Source organism: Pseudomonas sp. YA1 (assembly GCF_058680555.1).
Genome location: NZ_JBZWBG010000002.1, coordinates 117,964 through 144,754, shown reverse-complemented (window position 1 = coordinate 144,754; position 26,791 = coordinate 117,964). Strand labels below are relative to the sequence as shown.

22 protein-coding genes are annotated in these 26,791 nt (G+C 69.5%); 8 read left to right on the top strand and 14 right to left on the bottom strand.

All coding sequences use genetic code 11. The features are described from left to right. Positions 1–101: 101 nt before the first annotated feature. Positions 102–1,025: an MmsAB operon transcriptional regulator MmsR gene (mmsR, locus tag AC4OR5_RS03010; RefSeq protein ID WP_003119526.1), complete on the bottom strand. Its 924-nt coding sequence runs from the start codon at positions 1,023–1,025 to the stop codon at positions 102–104. Positions 1,026–1,156: 131 nt separating this feature from the next. Between mmsR and mmsA the strand changes: the two genes are divergently transcribed. The 3 genes from mmsA (at position 1,157) to AC4OR5_RS02995 (ending at position 5,550) form a co-directional block, all read left to right on the top strand. Next, on the top strand, positions 1,157–2,650 hold the full coding sequence (mmsA, locus tag AC4OR5_RS03005) for a CoA-acylating methylmalonate-semialdehyde dehydrogenase (protein WP_058161223.1): 1,494 nt from the start codon (positions 1,157–1,159) through the stop codon (positions 2,648–2,650). A 15-nt stretch (positions 2,651–2,665) separates the two neighbouring features. Beyond that, on the top strand, positions 2,666–3,562 hold the full coding sequence (mmsB, locus tag AC4OR5_RS03000) for a 3-hydroxyisobutyrate dehydrogenase (protein ID WP_023088117.1): 897 nt from the start codon (positions 2,666–2,668) through the stop codon (positions 3,560–3,562). A gap of 101 nt (positions 3,563–3,663) precedes the next feature. Continuing rightward, positions 3,664–5,550, top strand: coding sequence for a propionyl-CoA synthetase (locus tag AC4OR5_RS02995; protein ID WP_058161222.1), 1,887 nt, complete (start codon positions 3,664–3,666; stop codon positions 5,548–5,550). A gap of 57 nt (positions 5,551–5,607) precedes the next feature. Here the strand turns inward: AC4OR5_RS02995 and AC4OR5_RS02990 are convergent, their stop codons facing one another. Continuing rightward, a complete protein-coding gene (locus tag AC4OR5_RS02990) occupies positions 5,608–6,621 on the bottom strand; it encodes a zinc-binding alcohol dehydrogenase family protein (protein WP_003092136.1) in 1,014 nt (337 codons plus the stop codon). A gap of 21 nt (positions 6,622–6,642) precedes the next feature. Further along, positions 6,643–6,936 (bottom strand): putative quinol monooxygenase, encoded by a 294-nt coding sequence (locus AC4OR5_RS02985; RefSeq protein WP_003104358.1) that lies wholly within the window; start codon positions 6,934–6,936, stop codon positions 6,643–6,645. Positions 6,937–7,031: 95 nt separating this feature from the next. On the opposite strand from AC4OR5_RS02985, the gene AC4OR5_RS02980 reads away from it, so the two are divergent. Then, positions 7,032–7,952 carry a LysR family transcriptional regulator gene (locus tag AC4OR5_RS02980; protein ID WP_058161221.1) on the top strand — a complete coding sequence of 307 codons (921 nt, stop codon included), beginning with the start codon at positions 7,032–7,034 and terminating at the stop codon, positions 7,950–7,952. Further along, complete coding sequence (locus AC4OR5_RS02975) at positions 7,937–8,239, top strand: barstar family protein (protein ID WP_019485912.1); 303 nt, start codon at positions 7,937–7,939, stop codon at positions 8,237–8,239. The genes AC4OR5_RS02980 and AC4OR5_RS02975 overlap by 16 nt, the downstream gene beginning before the upstream one ends. Here the strand turns inward: AC4OR5_RS02975 and AC4OR5_RS02970 are convergent, their stop codons facing one another. Both AC4OR5_RS02970 and cra read right to left on the bottom strand, forming a co-directional pair. Then, positions 8,240–9,019: a TatD family hydrolase gene (locus AC4OR5_RS02970; protein WP_058161220.1), complete on the bottom strand. Its 780-nt coding sequence runs from the start codon at positions 9,017–9,019 to the stop codon at positions 8,240–8,242. Positions 9,020–9,029: 10 nt separating this feature from the next. Next, positions 9,030–10,019, bottom strand: coding sequence for a catabolite repressor/activator (gene cra, locus AC4OR5_RS02965; protein ID WP_003104372.1), 990 nt, complete (start codon positions 10,017–10,019; stop codon positions 9,030–9,032). Positions 10,020–10,346: 327 nt separating this feature from the next. Between cra and ptsP the strand changes: the two genes are divergently transcribed. The 3 genes from ptsP to AC4OR5_RS02950 are packed head-to-tail and all read left to right on the top strand — an operon-like array spanning position 10,347 to position 15,920. After that, positions 10,347–13,217, top strand: coding sequence for a phosphoenolpyruvate--protein phosphotransferase (gene ptsP, locus AC4OR5_RS02960; protein WP_058161219.1), 2,871 nt, complete (start codon positions 10,347–10,349; stop codon positions 13,215–13,217). Further along, entirely contained in the window at positions 13,217–14,161 is a 945-nt protein-coding gene (pfkB, locus tag AC4OR5_RS02955; protein ID WP_058161218.1) for a 1-phosphofructokinase, read from the top strand. The genes ptsP and pfkB overlap by 1 nt, the downstream gene beginning before the upstream one ends. A gap of 1 nt (position 14,162) precedes the next feature. Next, a complete protein-coding gene (locus AC4OR5_RS02950) occupies positions 14,163–15,920 on the top strand; it encodes a PTS fructose-like transporter subunit IIB (protein ID WP_058152244.1) in 1,758 nt (585 codons plus the stop codon). Between the two features lie 153 nt (positions 15,921–16,073). On the opposite strand, the gene AC4OR5_RS02945 is transcribed toward AC4OR5_RS02950, so the two are convergent. The 9 genes from AC4OR5_RS02945 to AC4OR5_RS02905 all read right to left on the bottom strand — a co-directional run bounded on the left by AC4OR5_RS02945 (position 16,074) and on the right by AC4OR5_RS02905 (position 26,731). Next, on the bottom strand, positions 16,074–17,468 hold the full coding sequence (locus tag AC4OR5_RS02945) for a UDP-glucose 6-dehydrogenase (RefSeq protein ID WP_058161217.1): 1,395 nt from the start codon (positions 17,466–17,468) through the stop codon (positions 16,074–16,076). After that, positions 17,465–17,878 carry a 4-amino-4-deoxy-L-arabinose-phosphoundecaprenol flippase subunit ArnF gene (gene arnF, locus AC4OR5_RS02940; protein ID WP_003124269.1) on the bottom strand — a complete coding sequence of 138 codons (414 nt, stop codon included), beginning with the start codon at positions 17,876–17,878 and terminating at the stop codon, positions 17,465–17,467. Before arnF ends, AC4OR5_RS02945 begins: the two co-directional genes overlap by 4 nt. After that, positions 17,875–18,222, bottom strand: coding sequence for an EamA family transporter (locus AC4OR5_RS02935; RefSeq protein WP_023106064.1), 348 nt, complete (start codon positions 18,220–18,222; stop codon positions 17,875–17,877). The genes arnF and AC4OR5_RS02935 overlap by 4 nt, the downstream gene beginning before the upstream one ends. Continuing rightward, a complete protein-coding gene (gene arnT, locus AC4OR5_RS02930; RefSeq protein ID WP_058161216.1) occupies positions 18,219–19,868 on the bottom strand; it encodes a lipid IV(A) 4-amino-4-deoxy-L-arabinosyltransferase in 1,650 nt (549 codons plus the stop codon). Before arnT ends, AC4OR5_RS02935 begins: the two co-directional genes overlap by 4 nt. Next, positions 19,865–20,752 carry a 4-deoxy-4-formamido-L-arabinose-phosphoundecaprenol deformylase gene (gene arnD / locus AC4OR5_RS02925; RefSeq protein WP_058143397.1) on the bottom strand — a complete coding sequence of 296 codons (888 nt, stop codon included), beginning with the start codon at positions 20,750–20,752 and terminating at the stop codon, positions 19,865–19,867. Before arnD ends, arnT begins: the two co-directional genes overlap by 4 nt. Then, complete coding sequence (gene arnA, locus AC4OR5_RS02920) at positions 20,749–22,737, bottom strand: bifunctional UDP-4-amino-4-deoxy-L-arabinose formyltransferase/UDP-glucuronic acid oxidase ArnA (RefSeq protein ID WP_023083378.1); 1,989 nt, start codon at positions 22,735–22,737, stop codon at positions 20,749–20,751. Before arnA ends, arnD begins: the two co-directional genes overlap by 4 nt. Further along, positions 22,734–23,753: an undecaprenyl-phosphate 4-deoxy-4-formamido-L-arabinose transferase gene (gene arnC, locus AC4OR5_RS02915; protein WP_003112880.1), complete on the bottom strand. Its 1,020-nt coding sequence runs from the start codon at positions 23,751–23,753 to the stop codon at positions 22,734–22,736. The genes arnA and arnC overlap by 4 nt, the downstream gene beginning before the upstream one ends. Continuing rightward, a complete protein-coding gene (gene arnB / locus AC4OR5_RS02910) occupies positions 23,750–24,898 on the bottom strand; it encodes a UDP-4-amino-4-deoxy-L-arabinose aminotransferase (protein ID WP_003110468.1) in 1,149 nt (382 codons plus the stop codon). The genes arnC and arnB overlap by 4 nt, the downstream gene beginning before the upstream one ends. Positions 24,899–25,285: 387 nt before the next feature. After that, positions 25,286–26,731: a mannose-1-phosphate guanylyltransferase/mannose-6-phosphate isomerase gene (locus AC4OR5_RS02905; protein ID WP_003092113.1), complete on the bottom strand. Its 1,446-nt coding sequence runs from the start codon at positions 26,729–26,731 to the stop codon at positions 25,286–25,288. Between the last annotated feature and the right edge of the window lie 60 nt (positions 26,732–26,791).

The window sequence follows — 26,791 nt, the reverse complement described above, 5'->3', positions numbered from 1 at the left end:
AGGGAGCTTCAGTCTAGTCCTGTCGGCCCGGAAAACACTGACCGGGATCAGTTTGCCGACAACTGGTCGCCGCTTCGTTTATAGCCCCGCCGCAGAGCCCTTCAGGCTCCTCCCTCGCCCTGCCTCACCCGCTGCCGGTAGGCGCTCGGCGACAAACCCATGACCTTGCTGAACAGGCGCGAGAAGTAGTAGCTGTCGTCGTAGCCGACCGCCTGGCCGACCCGGGCCACGCTCTGGTCGCTGCTGTCCAGCAACTGGCAGGCGTACTCGATCTTCAGGTGCAGGAAGTGCTGGATAGGCGTACGGCCGGTGATCGCCTTGTAGCGACTGACGAAATGGAACTTCGACAGGTTGCAGAAGGCCGCCAGGCGTTCCAGTTCGAGGCGCGCATGCAGGTGTTCGCGCATGTAGGCGTGCAGCCCGTCGAGGTCCAGGCTGCCCTCGCGCAGCGGGCGCAGCAGCGGTAGCTGGCAGAGCAGGCTGCGCAGGCGGCTGGCGGCGAGCAGGAAGTGCTGGAAGCGGTAGCCGCTGTGGCGCACCTCCAGCAGTTGCTCGAAGCCGCCGAGCAGGGCGTGTTGCAGGCCCCAATGGCGCAGCGGGGTGTCGCGGTAGCCGGCGCTGTGTTGCAGCCAGGTGGCGCTGTCGCCGCGCAGGTGGGTCCAAAAGATGGTCCAGGGTTGGCGGTCGTCGGCGGCGTAGTCGTGGGCCATGCCCGGCGGCAGCCAGAGCAGGTCGCCGCTGCCGACCCGGTATTCGCGCCAGGTCTCGCCCTCGCGCACGCGCAACAGGCCCTGGCCTTCGCTGCAATAGATCAGCAGGTGCTCGTCATGGCGCTCGCGGCTCATGCGGTGGTCGCGGGCGCGCCGGTAGTGGCCCAGGGAGGTGGGGTAGAGGTCGCGGCTGAGCGGGTGGACCGCCAGTTTCTCCAGCAGCGCCGCCGGGATCGGCAAGCGCAGGCTGTCGGCCGGCAGGGGCCAGTCGGAGGTGTGCGACATGTCGGTAGCCGGCTCCGCAATATAGTCCATGAACAACACAATTTAGTCGATCTCGCGACCTTCCGCCCAGTGATAGCTTCTTGGCCAAAGCGAGGTCCGAATCGACCTCGTACCAGTCCGCCACAACAATAAAAGCCGGCCTGGCCGGTGCAGGAGGGTTCATGTCAGTCCCAGTCCGCCACCTCATCGCGGGAGCCTTCGTCGAAGGTCTCGGCGCCCAGCGCATCCCGGTCAGCAATCCCCTCGACAACAGCACCCTGGCGGAGATCGTCTGCGCCAGCGCGGAGCAGGTCGAGCAGGCGGTGGCCAGTGCCCGCGAAACCTTCGCCAGCTGGAAGGAAACCCCGGTTTCCGAGCGTGCGCGGGTGATGCTGCGTTACCAGGCGCTGCTCAAGGAACACCACGACGAACTGGCGAAGATCGTCTCCAGCGAGCTGGGCAAGACTTTCGAGGACGCCAAGGGCGACGTCTGGCGCGGTATCGAGGTGGTCGAGCACGCCTGCAACGTGCCCTCGCTGCTGATGGGCGAGACGGTGGAGAACGTCGCCCGCAACATCGACACCTACAGCATCACCCAGCCGCTGGGCGTGTGCGTTGGCATCACCCCGTTCAACTTCCCGGCGATGATCCCGCTGTGGATGTTCCCGCTGGCCATCGCCTGCGGCAACGCCTTCATCCTCAAGCCTTCCGAGCAGGTGCCGCTGACCAGCGTGCGGCTCGCCGAGCTGTTCCTCGAGGCCGGTGCGCCGAAGGGCGTGCTGCAGGTGGTGCATGGCGGCAAGGAACAGGTCGACCAGTTGCTCAAGCACCCGCAGGTGAAGGCGGTGTCCTTCGTCGGCTCGGTCGCCGTCGGCCAGTACGTCTACCACACTGGCACCGCGCACAATAAGCGCGTGCAGAGCTTCGCCGGGGCGAAGAACCACATGGTGATCATGCCCGACGCGGACAAGGCGCAGGTCATCAGCAACCTGGTCGGTGCCTCGGTGGGCGCGGCCGGGCAGCGCTGCATGGCGATCTCGGTGGCGGTGCTGGTGGGGGCCGCCCGCGAGTGGATTCCGGAAATCCGCGACGCGCTGGCCAAGGTCCGCCCCGGCCCATGGGACGACAGCGGCGCCAGCTACGGCCCGGTGATCAACCCGCAGGCCAAGGCGCGCATCGAGCGCCTGATCGGCCAGGGCGTGGAGGAGGGCGCGCAACTGCTGCTGGATGGCCGCGGCTACAAGGTCGAGGGATACCCGGACGGCAACTGGGTCGGCCCGACGCTGTTCGCCGGGGTGCGCCCGGACATGGCGATCTACCGCGAAGAGGTGTTCGGCCCGGTGCTCTGCCTGGCCGAGGTCGACAGCCTGGAACAGGCGATCCGCCTGATCAACGAAAGCCCCTACGGCAACGGCACCTCGATCTTCACCAGCTCCGGCGCCGCGGCGCGGACCTTCCAGCACCACATCGAGGTCGGCCAGGTGGGCATCAACATCCCGATTCCGGTACCGCTGCCGTTCTTCTCCTTCACCGGTTGGAAGGGCTCGTTCTACGGCGACCTGCACGCCTACGGCAAGCAGGGCGTGCGCTTCTACACCGAGACCAAGACCGTGACCGCGCGCTGGTTCGACAGCGACAGCGTGGCCGGGACCAACTTCTCGATCCAGATGCGCTGAAAGGGAGACGGACCGATGACCGACATCGCATTCCTCGGCCTGGGCAACATGGGTGGGCCGATGGCCGCCAACCTGCTCAAGGCCGGCCACCGGGTGAATGTCTTCGACTTGCAGCCCAAGGCCGTGCTGAGCCTGGTCGAGCAGGGCGCGCAGGGCGCCGATAGCGCCTTGCAGTGCTGCGAAGGCGCCGAAGTGGTGATCAGCATGCTGCCGGCCGGGCAGCACGTGGAAAGCCTGTATCTCGGCGCCGACGGCCTGCTCGCGCGGGTCGCCGGCAAGCCCCTGCTGATCGACTGCTCGACCATCGCCCCGGAGACCGCGCGCAAGGTCGCCGAGGCCGCCGCGGCGAAGGGCCTGACCCTGCTCGACGCGCCGGTTTCCGGCGGCGTCGGCGGCGCCCGCGCCGGCACCCTGAGCTTCATCGTCGGCGGCCCCGCCGAAGGCTTCGCGCGGGCCCGGCCGATCCTCGAGAACATGGGCCGGAACATCTTCCACGCCGGCGATCACGGCGCCGGCCAGGTGGCGAAGATCTGCAACAACATGCTCCTCGGCATCCTCATGGCCGGCACCGCCGAGGCCCTGGCGCTGGGGGTGAAGAACGGCCTCGATCCGGCGGTGCTGTCCGAGGTGATGAAGCAGAGTTCCGGCGGCAACTGGGCGCTGAACCTCTACAACCCCTGGCCCGGGGTGATGCCGCAGGCGCCGGCGAGCAACGGCTATGCCGGCGGTTTCCAGGTGCGCCTGATGAACAAGGACCTCGGCCTGGCGCTGGCCAACGCCCAGGCGGTGCAGGCCTCGACGCCACTCGGCGCGCTGGCGCGCAACCTGTTCAGCCTGCACGCCCAGGCCGATGCCGAGCACGAGGGGCTGGACTTCTCCAGCATCCAGAAGCTCTACCGCGGCAAGGACTGACCCCTACGACCAAAGGTTGATGGCGGGTGCCCGGCGCCCGCCCATACTCCAAGGCTCACTCACTGCTTCATCCCTAATAAGAACAATCAGAGGGCTGGAACATGACGTACCTGCAGCAGCACGCCCGCTCGATCGCCGAGCCGGCCGCGTTCTGGGCCGAACAGGCCCGTTCCCTGGCCTGGTACCAGGCGCCCGCGAACATCCTCGAAAGCCTGCCCGACGGCACCCATCGCTGGTTCGCCGATGGCCGTCTGAACAGCGCCTACCTGGCCCTCGACCGGCAGATAGAGGAGGGGCGCGGCGAACAGACCGCACTGATCTACGACTCGCCGGTGACCGGCACCCAGGACCGCTACAGCTACCTGCGGCTGCGCGACGAAGTGGCGCGCCTGGCCGGCGCCCTGCGGGCCCTCGGGGTCGGCAAGGGCGACCGGGTGATCATCTACATGCCGATGGTGCCGCAGGCGGCCATGGCGATGCTCGCCTGCGCGCGCCTGGGCGCGGTGCATTCGGTGGTGTTCGGTGGCTTCGCTCCCTACGAGCTGGCCCTGCGCATCGACGACGCCACGCCGAAGCTGGTGCTCACCGCTTCCTGCGGGCTGGAGTTCGACCGGGTGATCGAATACAAGCCGCTGGTGGACAAGGCCCTCGAACTGGCGATCCACCAGCCTGCCCACGTCATGGTCTGGCAACGCCCGCAGGCGCCCGCGCGCCTGCACCCGGGCCGCGACCTGGACTGGCAGGACTGCCTCGCCGCCGCCGAGCCGGCCGATCCGCTGCCGGTGGCCAGCGGCGATCCGCTGTACATCATGTACACCTCGGGCACTACCGGTAAGCCCAAGGGCATCGTCCGCGACAACGGTGGCCACGCGGTCGCGGTGCGCTACGCGGTCCGCACTATCTACGGCATGCAGGCCGGCGACGTCTGGTGGGGGATCTCCGACGTCGGCTGGGTGGTCGGCCACTCGCTGATCGTCTACGGCCCGCTGATGTGCGGCTGTACCACAGTGTTCTACGAAGGCAAGCCGGTGCGTACGCCGGACGCCGGCGCCTACTGGCGGGTGATCGAAGAGCACAGGGTGAACAGCCTGTTCTGCGCGCCGACGGCGATCCGCGCGATCCGCAAGGAAGACCCGCATGGCGAACGGGTGAAGCGCTACGACCTAAGTTCGCTGCGCCACCTGTTCCTGGCCGGCGAGAAGCTCGACAGCAGCACCCAGCACTGGCTGGAGGAGCACACCGGGCGGCCGGTTCACGACCACTGGTGGCAGACCGAGACCGGCTGGCCGGTGACCGCGCCCTGCATCGGGATCGCCGGCCACGACCTGCGGGCCGGCTCGACCAACCGCGCGGTGCCCGGCTACCACGTGCAGGTGCTGGACGACGAAGGCCGGCCGCTGGGTGCGAACCGCCAGGGTGCGATCGTCATTGCCCTGCCGTTGCCGCCGGGCTGCGCGCAGACCCTCTGGGGCGACCACCCGCGCTACCTGCAGGCCTACCTGGGCAGCTATCCCGGCTACTACCACACCGGCGACGGCGGTTATCTCGATGAGGACGGCTTCGTCTACATCATGGGGCGCACCGACGACGTGATAAACGTTTCCGGGCATCGCCTGTCCACCGGCGAGATGGAGGAACGCGTGGCGCAGCACCAGGCGGTTGCCGAGTGCGCGGTGATCGGCGTGCGGGACGAACTCAAGGGCCACGTGCCGCTGGGCCTGGTGGTGCTCAAGGACGATGCCGGGATCGCCGCCGAGCAACTGCAGCGCGAGCTGGTGGCGCTGGTCCGCGAACAGATCGGCGCGCTGGCCTGCTTCCAGCGGGTGGTGGTGGTCAAGCGGCTGCCGAAGACCCGCTCCGGGAAGATCCTCCGCGCGGTGCTGCGCAAGATCGCCGATGGCGAGGACTACGCGGCGCCATCGACCATCGACGACCCGACGATCCTTGGCGAGATCGAGGCTGCGCTGAGGGTGCGCAAGGCGGGATAGCAAAGGCCAGGGGCACGGCGGTAGGGTGGAAAACGCCGCGCCCCATGGTCCTGCCGCTCAGAACCCTTCGAGAACGATCTTGCCCTTGGCCCGGCCGCTCTCCAGCAGCGCGTGGGCGCGGCGCAGGTTGGCCGCGTCGATGCGGCCGAAATGCTCGCCGACGGTGGTCTTCAGCACGCCTTCGTCGATCAGCCCGGCGACCCGCTCCAGCAGCCGGTGCTGCTCGATCATGTCGTCGGTCTGGAACATCGAGCGGGTGTACATGAACTCCCAGTGCAGCGACAGGCTCTTCTGCTTCAGCTTGCCGATGTCCAGCGACGCCGGATCGTCGATCAGCGCCAGGCGGCCTTGCGGGCGCAGCGCGGCGACGATCTGTTCGAGGTGCTGGTCGGTGTGGGTCAGGCTGGCGACGTGGCTGACCTCGGCGATGCCGATCCGCTTCAGCTCTTCGGCCAGCGGCTTGCCGTGGTCGATCACATGGTGCGCGCCGAGGTCGCGGACCCAGGCCTGGGTCTCTGCGCGCGAGGCAGTGCCGATCACGTTCAGGCCGGTCAGTTGCCGGGCCAGTTGGACCAGGATCGAACCGACCCCGCCGGCGGCGCCGACCACCAGCAGGCTCTGGCCCTGGTCGGCCTTGCCTTCGGCGATCTGCAAGCGCTCGAAGAGCAGTTCCCAGGCAGTGATGGTGGTCAGCGGCAGGGCCGCGGCCTGGGCGAAGTCGAGGCTTTTCGGCAGGTGCCCGGCAATGCGCTCGTCGACCCGATGCAGCTCGCTGTTGCTACCGGGGCGGGTGATGTCGCCGGCGTACCAGACCCGGTCGCCAGGACGGAACAGGCTGACCTCGCTGCCGACCGCGCGCACCACGCCCGCCGCGTCCCAGCCCAGCACCTTGGCCTGGCCGGCTTCCGGCTGGGCGCGCTGGCGGACCTTGGTATCCACCGGGTTGACCGAGATGGCGCGGACCTCCACCAGCAGGTCGCGCGGGCCCGGCGTGGGCTCGGGTAGTTCGAGGTCGAGCAGGGCATCGGGATGGTCGATGGGCAGGGACTGGTAGTAACCGACAGCTTTCATGGGGGCTCCGGGAAACGGGCCTCAGGCGAGGCGATAAAGTTGGTCGATCTTCACGTTCTGCAGCAGGGCTTCGTTGCCGCGGCTGAAGCGCAGGAAGTGTTCGGTGTTCTGGTGCCGCTCCAGGGCGGCGTCGTCGCGCCACTGCTCGATCATGTAGAACAGGTGGGAGTCGTGGCGGTCCTGGTGCAGGTCGTACTGCAGGCAACCGGCCTCGGCGCGCGACGGGGCGACCAGGGCGCGCAATTCGCGTTCCAGGGCCTCGGCGTGGCCGGGGGCGGCGGTGATGGTGGCGATCAGGGTGAGGGGTGTGCTCATGGTGGGTTCCTTCGATGGGGCGGAGTCAGGATGGGCTATTTCAAATCGCTGAAAAACAGGCTATCAGGGAAGACTCTTTCAAAGGAATCTTGAAAATGCTGCGTTACGACGACCTCCAGGTGTTCGTCCACACCAGCGACAGCGGCTCGTTGTCCGCCGCCGCGCGCCAGTTGGAGATTTCCCCGGCGGTGGCCAGCGCGGCGCTGAAGCGCCTGGAAAGCGAGTTGGAGGTACGCCTGTTCGCCCGCTCCACCCGCAGCCTGCGCCTGACTCCCGAGGGCGACGCGTTCCTCCTGCATGCCCGCGCCTCGTTGCGCAGCCTGGAGGAGGGGCGCCGGTTGCTGCAGGGCGGCAAGGACCAGATCGCCGGGGTACTGCAGCTTTCCGCGCCCTCCGACTTCGGCCGCAACCTGCTGCTGCCCTGGCTCGACGAGTTCCAGGCGCGCTATTCGCAACTGAGCCTGCGCCTGCTGCTCGGCGACCGGGTGACCGATCTCTACCGGCAGCCGGTGGACGTGGCGATCCGCTACGGCGCACCGGCCGACTCCAGTCTGGTCGCCCTGCCGCTGGCGCCGGACAATCGGCGAGTGCTCTGCGCCGCGCCGGGCTACCTGGCGGAGCGCGGCGAGCCGCGCCAGCCGGACGACCTGCGCGAGCACAATTGCCTGCTCTACCAACTCGGCGGCCGGGTACACGACCGCTGGGCGTTCCAGCGGGGCCGCCGCAGCCTGACCCTGACGGTCGCCGGCGACCGGGTCTGCGACGACGCCGACGTGGTGCGGCGCTGGGCCCTGGCCGGCAAGGGGCTGGTCTACAAGTCCTGGCTGGACGTGGCCGAGGACGTGCGCGCCGGGCGCCTGCGCCTGCTGCTGCCGGAGTGGCAGGGCGAGGCGACGCCGATGAACCTTTTGTGTACCCACCGCGCCCAGTTGACCCGCCCGGTGACCCTCTTGCGCGCGTTCGTGCGCGAGCGTTGCGACGCATTGCTGGCGGAGGCTCCATGGACGAGGAACTGAACCGGGCGGCGAGCCTGGCCATCGAGCTGGCGGACGTGGACAGCGCCGCGCGGTTGCACGAACGCCTGCGCGAGGCCCTGGCGTTGCCGCAGTGGTACGGATGCAACTGGGATGCCTTCTGGGACGCCATCAGCGGCCTGGTGCCGATGCCCCGGCGATTGCGTCTGCAAGGCTGGAGCGACTTCGCCCGGCGCCTGCCGGAGGAAGCGGCGCAGCTTACGGCCTGCCTGGAGGCGTTGCGCGAGACGTACCCGCAACTGGCGCCGGAAGTCCTGCGCGACGCTTGATCAGTCCCAGCCGAACAGCTCGGCGGCGTTGCGGCTGCTGCTCGCCGCCAGTTCCTCGGCGTCGACCCCGCGCAGCTCGGCGAGGGCGCGGCAGATGTCCGGCAGGTGCTCCGGACTGTTGCGCTGGCCGGGATACATCGAGGGCGCCATGTCCGGCGCATCGGTTTCCAGCACGATGGCGTCGGCCGGCAGCTCCGCCGCCACCTTGCGCAGGCGGTTGGCCTGCGGCCAGGTCGGCGCGCCGCCGAGGCCGAGGCGGAAGCCGAGCTTGAGGTACTCGCGGGCTTCCTCGCGGCTGCCGGCGAAGGCATGGATGATGCCACGGCGCTCCAGGCGGATGCGCTTGAGGGTGGCGATGGTCGCCGCGTGGGCGCGGCGCACGTGGATCAGTGCCGGCAGGCGGAATTCCGCGGCCAGCCGCAGTTGGGCCTCGAACAGCGCCTGCTGGGCGTCGCGGTCGAGGTGTTCCAGGTAGTAGTCCAGGCCGATCTCGCCGACCGCGCAGAGCTTCGTCTCGCCGCGCAGGCGTTGCAGCCACTGGCGCAGGTCGTTCAGGTGCTGCGGGCGGTGCCGCGCCAGGTAGACGGGGTGCAGGCCGAGCGCCGCGTACAGGCCATCCTCGGCCTGCGCCAGGTCCCAGACCCGTTGCCAGTTCTCGCGGTAGACGCCGAGCACCACCTGGCGCTCGACACCCAGCGCGCGGCTGCGTTGCAGCAGCGCGGCGCGGTCGGCGTCGAAGTCCGGGAAGTCGAGGTGGTTGTGGGTGTCGACCAGGCGCATGGCGGCCGGCTCAGTCGCGCAGCTTGAGTTGCCGGGGGACGGCGTGCAGGCCCGGCCGGTAGTCGTTCTCCTCGACCGCGCGGAGCGCCAGTTCGAGGGCGTTGGCGGCGATCAGCGCGTGCTGCTGGTAGATCGAGTTGACCTTCAGCGGCACGAAGTCGAGCAACTGGGTGTCGCCGAAGGTCGCCACCCGCAAGCCTTCGGGCCAACCGTCGGCGCGCGCCTGGAACACGTCGAAGACGCCTTCGAGGAGTACATAGGCAGTGGTCACCAGGGCGTCGGGCAGGTAGCCCAGGCGCTCGAGCAATTGCTCCATCAGGCGGCGTCCGCACTCGCGGCTGAACACCTCGGCATGCTCGACGATGACCTCGCCGCGGAAGTCCTTCAGCGCCTGGCGGAAGCCGGCGGCGCGGTCGTGGCTGATGATCAGGTCCGCCCGCGCGCCGAGCAGGGCGATATGGCGCGGCGCCGGTTGCAACAGGGTTTCGGTGAGGCGGCGCGCGGCGTCCTGGTCGTCGCTGATCACCGAGGCGAAGCGCTGCGGGTCGAGCTGGCGGTCGATGGCCACCACCGGCAGGCCTTCGGCGACCAGCCGGGCATGGGTATCATCCCCGGCCGGCAGGCAACTGGCGACGATCAGCGCGTCGCAGCGGCGCGCGCGGAACAGGTTGACCACCTGGCGCTCGGTCTCCGGCTCGTCGTCGGAGCAGGCGATCAGCAACTGGTAGCCGCGCGCCCGGGCGCCTTGTTCGAGTTGCTTGGCGAGGCGGGCGTAGCTGGGGTTTTCCAGGTCCGGGAGGATGAAGCCGAGGGTGCGGGTCTGCCCGCGGCGCAGGCCGGCGGCCTGCTGGTCCGGCTGGTAGCCGTGTTCCTCGACCACGGCAAGCACGCGCTCGACGGTGGCGGCGCTGATGCGCCGCTGGGCGGCCTTGCCATTGATGACGTAGCTGGCGGTGGTCACCGAGACCCCGGCCAGGCGGGCGATATCACTGAGTTTCAAACCGATCTCTACTGGAGGCGACGACAAGTTGGGCTTCAAGGATCAATCATTATCGGGTAACGTGCCAATTTAATTAAGTGAATCGATTCAGCAAAAGATTCCGGCGAAGCCGGCGCCCCCTGCCCCAGGCTGCCTCGCGCAGCCCGAACGCGGCGCCGCCTACGCTATGGCAGGTCAATGACAACAAGCGGATCACCGCCCCAGGCTGTACGGAAGGCTCCCGCGAGCCGCTTTCCGCTACCGCCGGCACATCCCGCGCCCGCGCCTCGGCGCGGCGGGACGATCCGGACGTGAGACGGGGAGCCGTTCGCTCCTGAGGAGGTTTCCATGCTCGAACTCGATACCCGGCAGATCCGCATGGGCCAGCGCGCCGCGGACAAGGCCGAAGCCCTGCGCCTGCTCGGCGCGGCGCTGGTCGCCGACGGCCTGGCCGCGCCCGGCTATGCCGAGGGCCTGAAGGCGCGCGAGGCACAAGGCTCCACCTACCTCGGCCAGGGCATCGCCATACCCCATGGGACCCCGGATACCCGCGAGCTGGTCTTCAGCACCGGTGTGCGCCTGCTGCAATTCCCCGAGGGAGTGGACTGGGGCGATGGCCAGCAGGTCTACCTGGCCATCGGCATCGCAGCGAAGTCCGACGAACACCTGCAGCTCCTGCAATTGCTCACCCGCGCCCTCGGCGAGGCCGACCTGGGACCGGCGCTGAGCGCGGCCGCCAGCGCCGAGGAAGTCCTCGGCCTGTTGCAGGGCGCGCCGCAGGAACTGGCGCTGGACGCACAACTGGTCGGCCTCGGCCAGAACGCCGAGGACTTCGACGAACTGGCCTGGCTCGGCGCGCGCCTGTTGAAGAAGGCCGGCTGCGTGGAGAACGGCTTCGCCGCCGTGCTCCAGCAGACCGAACCGTTGCCGCTGGGCGACGGGCTGTGCTGGTTGCACAGCGAACAATTGGTGAAGCGCCCCGGGCTGGCCTTCGTCACTCCGGCGCAACCGTTGCAGCACCAGGGTCAACCGGTCACCGGGCTGTTCTGCCTGGCCAGCCTGGGCGAAGCGCACCAGGCGCTGCTCGAACGCCTGTGCGACCTGTTGCTGGAAGGGCGTGGCGCCGAGCTGGTGCGCGCCACCAGCAGCCGCAGCGTACTCGCGGCGCTCGGTGGCGAGCTGCCGCCGGACTGGCCCAGCGCGCGAGCGGTCCTGGCCAACCCGCATGGCCTGCATGCCCGCCCGGCGCAGGCGCTGGCGCAGCTGGCCAAGGGCTTCGCCGGCGAGATCCGGGTACGCCTGGCCGACAGCGAGGCGGCCCCCGTCTCGGCGAAGAGCCTGAGCAAGCTGCTCGCCCTCGGCGCGCGACGCGGCCAGACGCTGGAGTTCAGCGCCGAGCCGGCGATCGCCGAGGACGCGCTGCCAGCCTTGCTGGCCGCGGTGCGCGAGGGGCTCGGCGAGGAGGTCGAAGCGCTGGCGGAGGAGGCCTTGCCCGATGCCGTCGGCGAGGCGGAAGAGGATGCCCGGCCGGCGCCGCTGCGCGCCGGCGAGCGCCTGCAGGCGATCGCCGCGTCGCCGGGCATCGCCAGTGGTCCGGCGCATGTCCAGGTGGCGCAGCGCTTCGAGTTCCAGCCGCGTGGCGAGTCGCCGGCCCATGAGCGCGAGCGCCTGCTGCGGGCCAAGCGGGCGGTGGACGAGGAGATCGTCGGCCTGGTCGAACGCAGCACGGTGAAGGCGATCCGCGAGATTTTCGTCACCCACCGGGAGATGCTCGACGATCCGGAACTAGCCGAGCAGGTGCAACTGCGCCTGAATCGCGGCGAAAGCGCCGAAGCGGCCTGGAGTCGGGTGGTGGAAGACAGCGCGGCGCAGCAGGAGGCGCTGCACGACGCGCTGCTCGCCGAGCGCGCCGCCGACCTCCGCGACCTCGGCCGGCGGGTGCTGGCCAGGCTCTGCGGGGTGGAGGCGCCGCGCGAGCCGGAGCAGCCGTACATCCTGGTGATGGACGAGGTCGGCCCCTCCGATGTCGCCCGCCTCGACGCCCAGCGGGTCGCCGGCATCCTCACGGCGCGCGGCGGCGCCACCTCGCACAGCGCGATCATCGCCCGCGCCCTCGGCATTCCGGCATTGGTCGGCGCCGGCGCGGCGGTGCTCGGCCTGGAGCCGGGCACGGCGCTGCTGCTGGATGGCGAGCACGGCTGGCTGCAGGTGGCGCCGAGCACCGAACAGTTGCAGCAGGCCGCCGCCGAGCGCGACGCCCGCCAGCAGCGCCAGGCCCGCGCCGACGCGCAGCGCCTGGAGCCTGCGCGGACCCGCGACGGCCACGCGGTGGAAGTCTGCGCCAACCTTGGCGACACCGCCGGCGCGGCGCGCGCGGTGGAGCTGGGCGCCGAGGGCGTCGGCCTGCTGCGCACCGAGTTCGTCTTCATGAACAACGCCCGCGCGCCGGACCTGGCGACCCAGGAAGCGGAATACCGCCGGGTGCTCGACGCCCTCGACGGACGTCCGCTGGTGGCGCGGACCCTGGATGTCGGCGGGGACAAGCCGCTGCCGTACTGGCCGATTCCCCACGAAGAGAATCCCTATCTGGGCCTGCGCGGTATCCGCTTGACCCTGCAGCGACCGCAGATCCTCGAGACCCAGTTGCGCGCGCTGTTCCGCGCCGCCGGGGAGCGGCCGCTGCGGGTGATGTTCCCGATGGTCGGCAGCCTCGACGAATGGCGCCAGGCGCGTGACCTGGCGCTGTGCCTGCGCGAGGAAATCCCGCTGGCCGACCTGCAACTGGGGATCATGGTCGAGGTGCCCTCGGCGGCGTTGCTCGCGCCGGTGCTGGCCCGCGAGGTGGATTTCTTCAGCGTCGGCACCAACGACCTGACCCAGTACACCCTGGCTATCGATCGCGGCCACCCGAGTCTTTCGGCCCAGGCCGACGGCCTGCATCCGGCGGTGCTGCAACTGATCGACATGACCGTCCGCGCCGCCCATGCCGAGGGCAAGTGGGTCGGCGTCTGCGGCGAACTGGCGGCCGACCCGCTGGCGTTGCCGCTGCTGGTCGGCCTGGGAGTGGACGAGCTGAGCGTCTCGGCGCGCAGCATCGCCCTGGTCAAGGCCGGCGTGCGCGAACTGCAGCTGGTCGCTGCGCGCGGCCTGGCCCGCAAAGCCCTGGGCCTGGCGAGCGCCGCCGAGGTCCGGGCCCTGGTGGAAGCGGAGGTGCAGTAATGGCGCGGATCCTGACGATTACCCTGAATCCGGCGCTGGACCTCACCGTGCGCCTGCGCCAGCTGGAACTGGGGGCGGTTAACCGCAGCGAGGCGGTGCTGACCCAGGCCGCCGGCAAGGGCCTGAACGTCGCCCAGGTGCTCGCCGACCTCGGCCATCGGTTGACGGTCAGCGGCTTCCTCGGCGAAGACAACCAGCCGCCGTTCACCGCCATGTTCCAGCGTCGTGGCTTCGCCGATGCGTTCGTCCGGGTGCCGGGCGAAACCCGCAGCAACATCAAGCTGGCCGAGCGCGGCGGGCGCGTCAGCGACCTCAACGGGCCGGGCCCGGAGGCCGACGAGCGAGCCCAGGCGGCGTTGCTCGAACGCCTCGACCGGCTTGCCGGGGAGCACGAGCTGGCGGTGGTCGCCGGCAGCCTGCCGTGCGGGGTCGATCCGGAATGGCTGGGCGAACTGCTGCGGCGCTTGCGGCGCCTCGGCTTGAAGGTCGCCTTCGACAGCAGCGGCGCGGCCCTGCGCGAAGGTGTGAAGGCTGCGCCGTGGATGATCAAGCCGAACGTCGAGGAACTGGCCGACCTCTGCTCGGCGCCGATGGATGACCTGGTCGCACAGCGCCAGGCGGCCGAACGCCTGCGCCATGACGGGGTAGGCCAGGTGGTGATTTCCCAGGGCGCCGCGGGGGTGAACTGGTTCGCCGCCGAGGGTGCCTGGCAGGCGCGGCCGCCGGCGGTGGACGTGGCCAGCACGGTGGGCGCCGGCGATTCCCTGCTGGCCGGCATGCTGCACGGCCTGGCCAGCGGCTGGCCGGCCGAGCGGGTGCTGCGTCAGGCCACCGCCATCGCCAGCCTGGCGGTGACCCAGTTCGAGTTCGGCATCGGCGATCCGCAGCGCCTGGCGCGAATCGAAGCGGGCGTCGTGGTGCAGCCATTGGTCGAGGAGGCCTGAGATGAAACTAGCGATCGTCACCGCCTGCCCTGGCGGACAGGTCACCAGCGTGCTCGCCGCGCGCCTGCTGCGGGGCGCCGCCGAGCGCCTGGGCTGGGAAACCTGCGTCGAGGCGAATGCCGGGTCGAGGCCCGAGGGCGAACTGAGCGCCGAACAGATCGCCGAAGCCGACTGGGTCCTGCTGGTCGGCGTCGAGCCGCTGGCGGCGGCGCGTTTCGTCGGCAAGCCGGTGTATCGCGCGCGTCCCGCCGAGGCGCTGGCCGATCCGCGCGCCTTCCTCCAGCGGGCCGCCGCCCTGGCGAGCGTGGAGGTCGCCGGGGACGAGGCCGGCCTGGTTGCGCCGGAGGCCGGAGCGGCACCGCGGATCGTCGCGGTGACCGCCTGTCCGACCGGCGTGGCGCATACCTTCATGGCCGCCGAGGCGTTGCAGCTCGCGGCGGGGCAACTGGGCTTCGCGTTGCAGGTCGAGACCCAGGGCTCAGTCGGCGCGCGCAACCCGCTCGACCCGGCGGACATCGCCGCCGCCGACGTGGTCCTGCTGGCTGCCGACATCGACGTGGACACGGCCCGTTTCGCCGGCAAGAAGATCTACCGTTGCGGCACCGGCGTGGCCCTCAAGCAGGCCCGCGCGACGCTCGAGCGGGCGCTGGCGGAAGGGCAGGTCGAGAGCGCGGGCGCAGCCAGCGCGGTGGTCGCCAGGGACGAGAAGCGCGGGGTGTACAAGCACCTGCTGACCGGGGTGTCGTTCATGTTGCCGATGGTGGTCGCGGGCGGCCTGCTGATCGCCCTGTCGCTGGCCTTCGGCATCGATGCCTACAAGCAGCCGGGCAGCCTGGCGGCGGTGCTGAGGACGGTCGGCGACACGGCTTTCGTCCTGATGGTGCCGATGCTCGCCGGCTACATCGCCTATTCCATCGCCGACCGCCCGGGCCTGGCGCCGGGCATGCTCGGCGGCCTGCTCGCCGGGACCCTCGGCGCCGGGTTCATCGGCGGGATAGTCGCCGGCTTCATCGCCGGCTATGCGGCGCGGGCCATCAGCCACGGGCTGAGGCTGCCGGCGAGCCTGGAAGCGCTGAAGCCGATCCTGGTCATCCCGCTGCTGGCCAGCCTGGTCACCGGCCTGCTGATGCTCTACGTGGTCGGCAAGCCGGTGGCCGGGATGCTCGCGGCACTGACCGGGTTCCTCGACGGCATGGGCACCTCCAATGCCATCCTCCTCGGCCTGCTGCTCGGCGGGATGATGTGCGTCGACCTCGGCGGACCGGTCAACAAGGCCGCCTACGCCTTTTCCATCGGCCTGCTCTCGTCGCACAGCTACGCGCCGATGGCGGCGGTGATGGCGGCGGGCATGGTGCCGCCGATCGGCATGGGCCTGGCGACCCTGCTGGCGCGGCGCAAGTTCGCCGAGAGCGAGCGGCAGGCCGGCAAGGCAGCCTCGGTGCTGGGGCTGTGCTTCATCTCCGAAGGCGCGATCCCGTTCGCCGCCAAGGACCCGTTGCGGGTGATCCCGGCGAGCATCGCCGGCGGCGCGCTGACCGGTGCCCTGTCGATGTATTTCGGCTGCAAGTTGCAGGCGCCTCACGGCGGGTTGTTCGTGATGCTGGTGCCCAACGCGATCAACCACGCCCTGGCGTACCTGCTGGCGATCGTCGCCGGCAGTCTGCTTACCGGGCTGCTCTACGCCGTGCTCAAGCGCGGCGCCGAGCCGGGGCTGGCGCTGGGAACCTCGACCTCGCGCGAACCGGCGGCTGGCGGATAACCGCGAGGCGGTCATGCGCCCTACGCCACCTGAGCGACGTGGCAGGGGGGAGGGCGAATAACGCCGCAGGCGTTATCCGCCGAGACTCCGGAGAACCGGCGGATAACCGCAAGCGGTTATTCGCCCCAGCGGTCGATCCGACCTGGGGCGGCCTCAGGCCTGGCGCAACAGGCGCAAGCCATCTTCCTGTGCGAGGCTGGCCTCGTTGATCGGCAACGAGCAGGACTGCCCGCGTCCCATCGGGTAGTAGTGGAAGCCGTGGCGGGCCATGCGCTCGGGGTCGTAGAGGTTGCGCCCGTCGAAGATCACCGGGGCCTTCAGGCGCTCCTTGAGCAGCTCGAAATCCGGTGCCTTGAATTGCTGCCACTCGGTGCAGATGACCAGCGCATCGGCGCCTCCCAGGGTCGCCTCGGGGGTGCCCATCAGGCTCAGGCGTTCGTCGTGGCCATAGAGCCGCTGGGTTTCCTGCATGGCTTCGGGATCGTAGGCGCGCACCTGCGCGCCGTGGCGCCAGAGCGCTTCCATCAGTTCGCGGCTGGGTGCGTCGCGCATGTCGTCGGTGTTCGGCTTGAAGGCCAGGCCCCAGAGGGCGAAGGTCTTGCCGCGCAGGTCGCCGTCGTAGAACACCCGGATGCGTTCGAACAGCTTGTGCTTCTGCCGCCGGTTGATCGCTTCCACTGCCTGCAACAGGTCGCTGGAGCAATGCGCCTGCTCGGCGCTGTGGATCAGCGCGCGCATGTCCTTGGGGAAGCAGGAGCCGCCGTAGCCGCAGCCGGGGTAGATGAAGTGGTAGCCGATCCGTGGGTCGGCGCCGATGCCCTGGCGCACCGCCTCGATGTCGGCGCCGAGGTGTTCGGCCAGTTCGGCGATCTGGTTGATGAAGCTGATCTTGGTCGCCAGCATGCCGTTCGCCGCGTACTTGGTCAGTTCGGCGCTGCGCAGGCCCATGAACAGCATGCGGTCGTGGTTGCGGTTGAACGGCTCGTAGAGTTCGCGCATCACCTGGCGCACCTCTTCGTTGTCGCAGCCGACCACGATGCGGTCCGGGCGTCGGCAGTCGGCGACGGCGGAGCCTTCCTTGAGGAATTCCGGGTTGGAGACGATCTCGAATTCCAGTTCGCGTCCGTCGGCTTCCAGGCGCCGCTCGATGTGCGCGCGCAGGCGGTCGCCGGTGCCTACCGGGACGGTCGATTTCTCCACCACGATGATGGGCTTGCGGCGATGCTCGGCGATGGCATCGGCCACCGCGAAGACCGCGCCGAGATCGGCCGCGCCGTCCTCGCCAGGCGGGGTGCCGACCGCGATGAACTGCACCCGGCCGTGTTCCACGGCGAGGCGCGCATCGCTGCTGAAACGCAGGCGGCCGCTGTCCAGGCCTTCGCGCAGCAAGGCGTCGAGCCCGGGTTCGTAGATGCTGGCGAGGCCCTGCGCGAGGCGTTCGACCTTGTTCCGGTCGATGTCCATGCACAGTACATCGTGGTCCACTTCGGCGAGGACGGCGGCCTGCACCAGTCCTACATAGCCACTGCCGAATACGCTGATCTTCATGGTGCTTTCCTCGACGGATGATGCGCGGGCGCGGCAGCGGTGCGGCGGGCGTTGACGGTCAACACGCCGAGCACCACCAGGCCTACGCCCAGGGTCTTGCTGGTACTGAAGGTTTCATCGAACGCCGGCAGGCTCGCCGCCAGCAGGTAGACCAGCGCGTAGCTGGCGCTCAACAGGCTGTAGGCGCGGCCCAGCGGCAGGTGGCGCAGGGCGGCCAGCCAGCACAGCAGGGAGGCGGCGTAGGCCGCCACCGCCAGGGCTACCGCGAGCAACGCGGCGCGCTCCGGCGTTTGCCCGGCCCAGGCTTCCGGCAGCGGCAGGCGGCTCATGCCCCAGCGCATGCCGAGCTGGGCGGCGCTGGCCAGCAGCATGCTGCCTAGCGCCGCCAGCCAGCCGCGTAGCGCGTTCATGCGCTCCTCCCGAGCAGGACCACGCCGGCGACGATCAGCAACAGGCCGGCGAGGTGGCGGCGATCCACCGGCTCATCGAAGACGAAGCGTGCCGCCAGGGTGACCAGGACGAAGTTCAGCGCCAGCATCGGATAGGCGCTGCCGACTTCCACCCGTTGCAGGAGCAGCAGCCAGCAGAGCAGGCCGAGTCCGAGGGCGAGCAGCGCCAGCCACGGCCACGGACTGCGCAGGCGCGCCGTCCAGCCGTCGGTGGCGACCAGGCGCCAGTGCTCCACGGTGAGCTTCTGCGCAACCTGGCCGAGGCCGGTCATGAGCAGGGTGGCGAGCAGCAGCGCGGCGCTCATGGGCGCACCTGCGGCAGGATCGCCAGGACCAGGTTGCCGTTCCGGTAGCGTTCGCCGTCGCCCGGCAACAGCGCCAGCTGGTAGCGGTCGCTGGCGCCGTTGATCCGCAGCAGCACGGCCACCGAGCCGTCCTGGCGTGCCCGCCAGAGCCACTGGCGGATGTCTGCCAAGGGCACGCTGCGCTGGCTGTGCTCGGGGTAGGAGAGGCCGTACTTCAGCTCGCCGCGCGTGTCGTAGAGCGTCACGTCGCTACGGCGCAGGCGCCAGGCGAGGGCCGAGGCGGCGCCGAGGTCGTTGCTCAGCAGATGGCGGGCGCCGGCCAGTTCGTCGAGGTGTTCGGCGACGAACAGGTCGGGGGTCTTGTTCTGCACCACATGGTTGGGCATCGCTGCCGGCAGCAGCGCGATCAGCACCCAGCTCGCCAGCAGCGGCGCGGCCCAGGCGCGTAGCGGGTAGCGCCACTGGGCGAGGCCGGCGGCGGCCCAGGCGCCGATCACCAGCAGGACCAGGAACAGCTCGAAGGGTTCTTCCTGGTACACCGGCTTGCGCAGTTGCAGGTAGGCCAGGGCCGCCAGCGCGAGGAGCGCCAGGCCCAGGTTGAGCAGCCCGTTGCCGCGCAGCGCGACGCTGTTCCCCAGGCGCAGCCGCTGCACCAGGGCGTGGCCCATGAGCAGTGCCAGCGGCAGCAGGCAGGGCATGATGTAGGTCGGCAGCTTGCCCCGGCTCAGGCTGAAGAACGCCAGCGGCAACAGCAGCCATAGCGCCAGGAAGACCACCGGCGCCTGGCGCCGCTCGTGCCAGGCCTGGCGCAGCGCGCTCGGCAGCAGGCCACTCCAGGGCAGGCAGGCGACCGCCAGCAACGGCAGGTAGAACCACCACGGGCGAGAGTGCTGGGCGTCTTCGCCGGCGAAGCGGCGGATGTGTTCGTGCCAGAAGAAGAACCGCCAGTAGTCCGCTTCCCGCGCATGCACGGCGAGCGCCCAGGGCAGGCAGACGAGCAGCGCCACCAGCACCGCCAGCGCGCCGTAGCCAAGCAGCTCGCGCCAGCGCCGCTGCCAGAGCATGTAGGGCAGGGCGACCAGCACCGGCAGCAGCCAGGCGAGGAAGCCCTTGGTCAGGAAGCCCATGCCGCAGGCGAGGCCGAGCAGGGTCCAGCCGAGCAGGCGCGCGCGGCGGCTCCCCGCGTCGAGGGCATGCCACAGCGCCACCAGGCTCAGGTTGACCCAGAAGGTGAATTGCGGGTCGAGGTTGGCATAGCCGGACTGCCCGGCGATCAAGCCGAAGCTGGCGTAGAGCAGCGCGCACGCCAGGCTGGTGCGCGGGTCGCGCCACAGGCGGCGGGCCAGCAGGTAGGCGAGCAGGACGCTGAGGGCGGTGGCGACGACCGAGGCGATGCGCACGCCGAACAGGTTTTCGCCGAAGACCGCCTGGCCGAGGGCGATCATCCAGTAGCCGGCGACCGGCTTCTCGAAGTAGCGCAGGCCGAGGAAGTGCGGCGACACCCAGTCGCCGCCCAGCAGCATCGCCTGGCTGATCTGCGCGTAGCGGGTCTCGTCGGGAATCCACAGGCCATGGTTGCTCAGTGGAACCAGGTAGAACAGGCCGAAGGCGATCAGCAGCAGCGACCAGGTCTGGCGGCGGCTCATGGCTGGCGCACTCCCAGCCAGCCCTCGCGGCCGGCCAGGCGGCCTCGCACCAGTTCGGCCAGCGGCAGGCTGCGCGGATCGTCCGGCAGCAGTTCGCCCAACGGGCGGAAGCGGATGCCGCGCCGTTCGGCGCGCCGCAGCAGTTCGCGGAACGCCGGGGCGAGGAGCAGCCCCTCGACCTCGGCGTGGATGGTGTAGACGTTGTCGCGGCCAGCGGCGAAGCGTTCCAGGATGAAGTCGTTGTAGGCCTCGCGCGGTAGGCCGGGACCGACCACCTCGTCGAAGGTCGGCAGGTTCACCGGCACCTGCGGGATGCCGGGGCTGCCGTCGGCCAGGCGCGGGCGGAACGCGCCGCGTCCGCGGCAGTCGCTGTTGTAGCGGAAGCCGAAGGGCTGCTTGGCCTCGACCACCCGGCCGTCGGCGCGCCAGCCGGCGGCGGCGGAACAACGCACCGGCTGGCCGAGGATGTCCGCCAGGCAATCGCTGCCGCGGCGGATCTGCTCGCCGAGCTGCTGCACGCTCCAGACGCCGGCGTGGGTCTGCCAGGCATGGTGGTCCCAGGCGTGCAGGCCGACCTCGTGGCCGGCGGCCTGGGTCCGCCGCATCAGCGGGCCGAGTTCGCGGCCGATCGGCTTGCCCGGCCAGGCGGTGCCGGCCAGCAGGATGTCCCAGCCATACAGGCTGGCGGCGCGCGAGCGGAGCATCTTCCAGAAGAACGCCGGGCGCGCCAGGCGCCAGAGGTGGCGGCCCATGTTGTCCGGGCCGACGCTGAAGAAGAAGGTCGCCTTCAGCCCGGCTTCGTCGAGCAGGTCGAGCAGCCGCGGCACCCCGTCGCGGGTGCCGCGGAAGGTGTCGACGTCGATGCGCAGGCCGGCCTGGATCACGCCTGTGCCTCGCGCTCGCGGAGCGCTTCGTGGAGGAAGAAGTCGAGGGTCTTGCCGATGGTCTCGCGCAGTTCGATGGTGGGCTGCCAGTCGAGCAGGCGCCGGGCGTTGTCGATGCTCGGCTTGCGGTGGGCCACGTCCTGGTAGCCGTCGCCGTAGAAGCTGCGGCTCTCCACCTCGCGGAAGCCGGCGAAGGGCGGGAACTGCGCGCGCAGCGGGTGGGCCTCGAACTGGCGCAGCAGTTCCTCGCCGAGCTGGCGGATGCTCGCCTCGTTGTCCGGGTTGCCGATGTTGACGATCTGCCCGTCGCAGCGGCCGTCGCGGTTGTCGATGATCCGCGCGAGGGCCTCGATGCCGTCGTCGACGTCGGTGAAGCAGCGCTTCTGCGCGCCGCCGTCGACCAGGCGGATCGGCGTGCCTTCGACCAGGTGCAGGATGAGCTGGGTGATCGCCCGCGAGCTGCCGATCCGCGCCGAATCCAGGCGGTCCAGGCGCGGGCCCATCCAGTTGAACGGACGGAACAGGGTGAAGCGCAGGCCCTGCTGGCCATAGGCCCAGATCACCCGGTCGAGCAACTGCTTGGACACCGAGTAGATCCAGCGCTGCTTGTTGATCGGCCCGACCACCAGGTTCGAGCGGTCTTCGTCGAAGTCCGGGTCCTGGCACATGCCGTAGACCTCGGAGGTGGAAGGGAACACCACGCGTTTGCCGTATTTCACGCAGTAGCGGACGATCCGCAGGTTTTCCTCGAAGTCCAGTTCGAACACCCGCAGCGGGTTGCGCGTGTACTCGATGGGCGTGGCGATGGCCACCAGCGGCAGGATCACGTCGCATTTCTTCACATGGTATTCGAGCCACTCCGAATGGATGCCGATGTCGCCTTCGACGAAGTGGAAATGCGGGTCGGCCTTGAGCCGTTCGATGGCGTCGGAGCCGATGTCCATGCCGTGGACCTCGTAGCGCCCGTCGCGCAGCAGGCGTTCGGACAGGTGGTTGCCGATGAAGCCGTTGACCCCGAGGATCAGCACCCGCGTGCGGCGCTGCGGGCCGGACGCCGCGCCACGCAGGCGCGCGCCCTCGACCAGGCCCAGCTCGGTGGCCAGTTGCGTGCCGGCCAGGTACAGGCCGCGCTCGCCGCGCTGGCCGAAGCGCAGCACCAGCGAGTCCTCGCCGCAGGCGATCCGCAGCGGGTCGCAGGACAGTACGCTGCCCGGCTCGCGACCGTGGTTGCCGGCGACCACCTCGGCGCTCCAGACGATCAGCTTCTGTTCGCCGACCTGGCAGAAGGCACCAGGGTAGGGCTGGGTCACCGCGCGCACCAGGTCGTACAACTGCCGTGCCGGCCTGTGCCAGTCGAGCAGGCCGTCCGCCGGGGTGCGCCGGCCGAAGTGGCTGGCCTGGCTCTCGTCCTGCTCGACTTCCGGCAGCACGCCGAGGGCGAGCAGCGGCAGGCTGTCGCGCAGCAGGGCGCCGGCGGCCTTGCGCAGCTTGCCGTGCAGGCTCAGGGCGGTGTCCTCGGGGTCGATGGCGACGGCCTGCTGGGCGAGGATCGGCCCTGCGTCGGCGCGCTCGATCATGCGATGCAGGGTCACCCCGGTCTGCGTTTCGCCGTTGACCAGCACCCAGTTCGCCGGGGCGCGTCCGCGGTAGCGCGGCAGCAGCGAACCGTGCAGGTTGTAGGCGCCGCGTGCGGCGCAGGCGAGCAGTTCGGCGCCAAGCAGGCGGCGGTAGTAGAAGGAGAACAGATAGTCCGGGCGCAGTTGGCGGATGCGCTCCAGCCACAGCGGATGGTTCACGTCCTCGGGCGCGTGCAGCGGAATGCCGCGCTCGGCGCAGAGGCGCGCGACCGAGGCGTAGAAGGTGTTTTCCCGTGGGTCGTCGGCATGGGTGAAGACGGCGGCGATCTCGTAGCCGGCATTGAGCAGGGCTTCGATACCGGTGCAACCGATGTCGTGGTAGGCGAAGACGACGGCTTTCGAGGTCATGGCGTGGAAGGCTCGCTGGATGAAGAGGTGAAACCGGCCCGCTGCAGGGCCGAGGGAAGCGCGGAGGGCGTGGCGCGGACCACGCGCTCGATGAAGAAGCGCGGCCGCGCGCGCACGTCGCTGTACATGCGCCCGAGGTACTCGCCGAGCAGGCCCATGCCGAGCAACTGCACGCCGCTGAACATGAACAGCACGGCGAACAGCACGAACAGGCCGTTGCCGGCCCAGGCGGCGCCGAAGGCCAGGCGCAGCACGAGGAGGAACAGGGCGAAGAGGAAGCCGGCCAGGGCCATGCCACCGCCGACCAGGCTGAGCAGGCGCAGCGGCGTGGTGGTCATGCAGGTGACCAGGTCGAACATCAGGTTGAGCAGGCGCATCGCGCTGTATTTCGATTCGCCGTGGGCGCGCTCGGCGTGGGCGACGCGGATCTCGCAGGTATGCCGGGCGAAGCCGTTGGCCAGGATCGGGATGAAGGTACTGCGTTCGCGGCAGGCCAGCATCGCTTCGACGATGCTGCGCCGGTAGGCGCGCAGCATGCAGCCGTAGTCGTGCATGGCGACCCCGGTGGAGCGCTGCACCGCCAGGTTCACCAGGCGCGAAGGCCAGCGCCGCCAGGCCGAGTCCTGGCGCTCGGCGCGGATGCTGCCGACCACGTCGTAGCCCTGCGCGGCGCGCTCCACCAGGCGCGGGATTTCCTCCGGCGGGTTCTGCAGGTCGGCATCGAGGGTGATCACCAGGTCGCCACGGGACTGTTCGAAGCCGGCGAGGATCGCCGCGTGCTGGCCGTAGTTGCGGTTGAGGATCACCGCCACCACGGCGCTGCCGTCGCGTTCGGCGGCGGCCTGCAAGAGTTCCGCGGAGCGGTCGCGGCTGCCGTCGTCGACCAGCACGATCTCGAAGGCGCGGCCCAGCTCCAGGCAGGCGGCCTCGGTGCGGCGCAGCAGTTCGGGCAGGCTGGCTTCCTCGTTGTAGACCGGGATCACCACCGAGACCAGGTCGATCGGATAGGGCTTCATCGACGTTTCTCCAGGATGTCCTCGATGGCGCGGGCGACGCGCTCGATGTCGTCGTCGCGCATGTCGGGGAACAGCGGGATGGAGCACAGGCGGGCCGAGTTCCACTCGCTGTTGGGCAGGCTCAGGCGCGGCTGGCGCTGGCGGTAGTAGTGGTGCAGGTGACTGGCGATGAAATGGATGCCGCTACCGATGCCGCGCGCCTTCAGGGCTTCCATGAAGGCGTCGCGGCCCAGGCCGCAGGCCTCGGCGTCGATGCGCAGGATGAACAGGTGCCAGGCGTGGCGCTGCTCGTGCGCGGGCAGGCCGAGCGGCGCCAGCGGCAGGCCGGCGAGGCGTTCCAGGTAGCGTTCGGCGAGGGCCTGGCGGCGCGCGTTGAGCGCGTCCAGGCGCTTGAGCTGGACCAGCGCGAGGGCGGCATTGAGGTCGGCCAGGTTGTATTTGAAACCGGGCTCGATCACTTCCGCCTGCGGCTTGCGTCCATGGCTCAGGCGGTCGTAGGCATCGACCCCGAGGCCGTGGAACTTGAGGCGGCGGACCCGTTCGGCGAGGGCGCTGTCGTCGCTGACGAACATCGCGCCTTCGGCGCAGGTCAGGTTCTTGATCGCGTGGAAGGAAAAGATCGCCGTGCCGCGGGAGCCTACCGGGCGCCCGCGGTATTCGCTGCCGACCGCGTGGGCGGCGTCCTCGACCAGGGCGATGCCGTGGCGCCCGGCGACCGTGCGCAGGCCTTCGAGATCCAGGGTGGAGCCGGCGTAGTGAACCGGCACGATGGCGCGGGTGCGCGGGCCGATGGCGGCTTCCACTGCCTGCGCCGAACACATCAGGGTGTCGCGGTCGACGTCGACGAACACCGGGGTGGCGCCGAGCAGGGTGATGACGTTGGCGGTGGAGACCCAGGTCAGCGACGGCGTGATCACTTCGTCGCCGGGGCCGATGCCCAGCGCCAGCAGGGTGACGTGCAGGGCGCCGGTGGCCGAGGATAGCGCCACCGCGTGGCGGCAGCCGAGGCGTTCGGCGAAGCGCTGTTCGAGCTCCTGGTTCTTCGGCCCGGTGGTGATCCAGCCGGAACGCAGGACCTGCTCCACGGCGGCGATTTCGTCCTCGCCGATGCTTGGCCGGGAGAATGGCAGAAAGTCCAGTGACATGTAATGAAGCCTCGGTACTGGGAGGGCGGTACGAAGAGGTTATTTATATGTCGCTGAATGCTGCCTGAACGTTTGTTAAGACTCGCTTAACAACGGCTGAATGAAGACTGAACGAACTCGAAGAAACTGGAGGATAAAGCCGGAAGCCGCGTTTTCAGGGGCTTGCAGGGTTGGTTGGAATGGATCTCGGGTGTTTTCTGAGTGGCCTTTATTAATAACCCGAGTCCTGTTTCTTTAAGGGTTCATTAATACTTGATGTCCGCTCCCCGTGAATATTCCGGAAACTTTATGGAAATATGGGGAGGGCCAGGGAAAGTCAATCCCGTGGGTTGTCGGAAAAAAACAACCCCCTGGCGGATCGCTCCGCCAGGGGGCCGGGTCGACGCTTCAGCGGCTGCCGGCGACCACTTGCAGGGCCGGTTCGGCGGTGCGCCCGTAGACGTCTTCCAGGCGCTCGATGTCGTCCTCGCCGAGGTAGCTGCCGGACTGCACCTCGATGATCTCCAGCGGGATCTTGCCGGGGTTGGCCAGGCGGTGCACGGAGGCGATCGGGATGTAGGTCGACTGGTTCTCGGTGAGCAGGAAGGTCTTGTCGTCGCAGGTCACCTGGGCGGTCCCGGAAACCACGATCCAGTGCTCGGCGCGGTGGTGGTGCATCTGCAGCGAGAGGCGCGCGCCGGGCTTCACGGTGATGTGCTTGACCTGGAAGCGGCCGCCCATGTCCACCGAGTCGTAGGAGCCCCACGGACGGTAGACCTCGCAGTGGTTCTGGGTCTCGCTGCGGCCCTGGGCGTCGAGGTCCTTGACCACGTGCTTGACGTCCTGCACCCGGTCCTTGTGGGCGATCATCATGGCGTCCTTGGTTTCCACCACCACGATGTCCTCCAGGCCGATCACCGAGACCAGCTTGCCGTTGCCGTGCACCAGGCAGTTGTGGCTGTCGTGGACCAGCACGTCGCCCTTGGTGACGTTGCCGTTGGCGTCCTTGGCGTGCACGTCCCAGATCGACGACCAGCTGCCGACGTCGTTCCAGCCGGCGGACAGCGGCACCACGCAGGCGCGCGAGGTCTTCTCCATCACCGCGTAGTCGATGGAGTTGTCCGGGCAGCATTCGAAGGTGGCGGCGTCGATGTTCACCAGGTCGCCGTCGTGCTGGCTGCGCTCCAGGGCCAGCAGGCAGGTGTCGTAGATGTCGGCGTCGTGCTTCTTCAGTTCTTCCAGGTAGCGGCTGGCGCGGAACAGGAACATGCCGCTGTTCCAGTAGTAGCCGCCGGCGGCGACGAACTCGCGGGCGCGGGCTTCGTCGGGTTTCTCGACGAAGCTCTGCACCCGGCTGACGCCTTCCGGCAGTTGCGCATCGGCGCTCGCGCGGATGTAGCCGTAGCCGGTCTCGGGGCGGCTGGCGGGAATGCCGAAGAGCACCATCTCGCCCTTTTCGGCGGCGTTGGTGGCCAGCGCCAGGGCCTGCTGGAAGGCGCGCTGGTCCTCGATCACGTGGTCGGCGGGAAGGATCAGCAGCAGTTCGTCGCGGCCTTCGGCGACCAGTTTCATCGCGGCGATGGCCACCGCCGGCGCCGTGTTGCGGCCGAAGGGTTCGAGGAGGATCGCCTGGCTCGCCAGGTTCTGTGCCTCCAGCTGTTCCTGGACGATGAAGCGGTGCTCCTTGTTGCACACCAGCAGCGGCGCCTGCATGCCGTCGAAGGCCAGGCGCTTGATGGTCTGCTGGAACAGGGTGTCGTCGCCGGTAAGGGCGAGGAACTGCTTGGGGTACTGCTTGCGGGAAAGAGGCCAGAGTCGCGAGCCGCTGCCACCGGAAAGGATTACTGGGATCATGTTGTTTCTCCTTGAAGCGATGCGTCTGTCTAGGGATCCCGCCGCGCGGCGGGATATCTC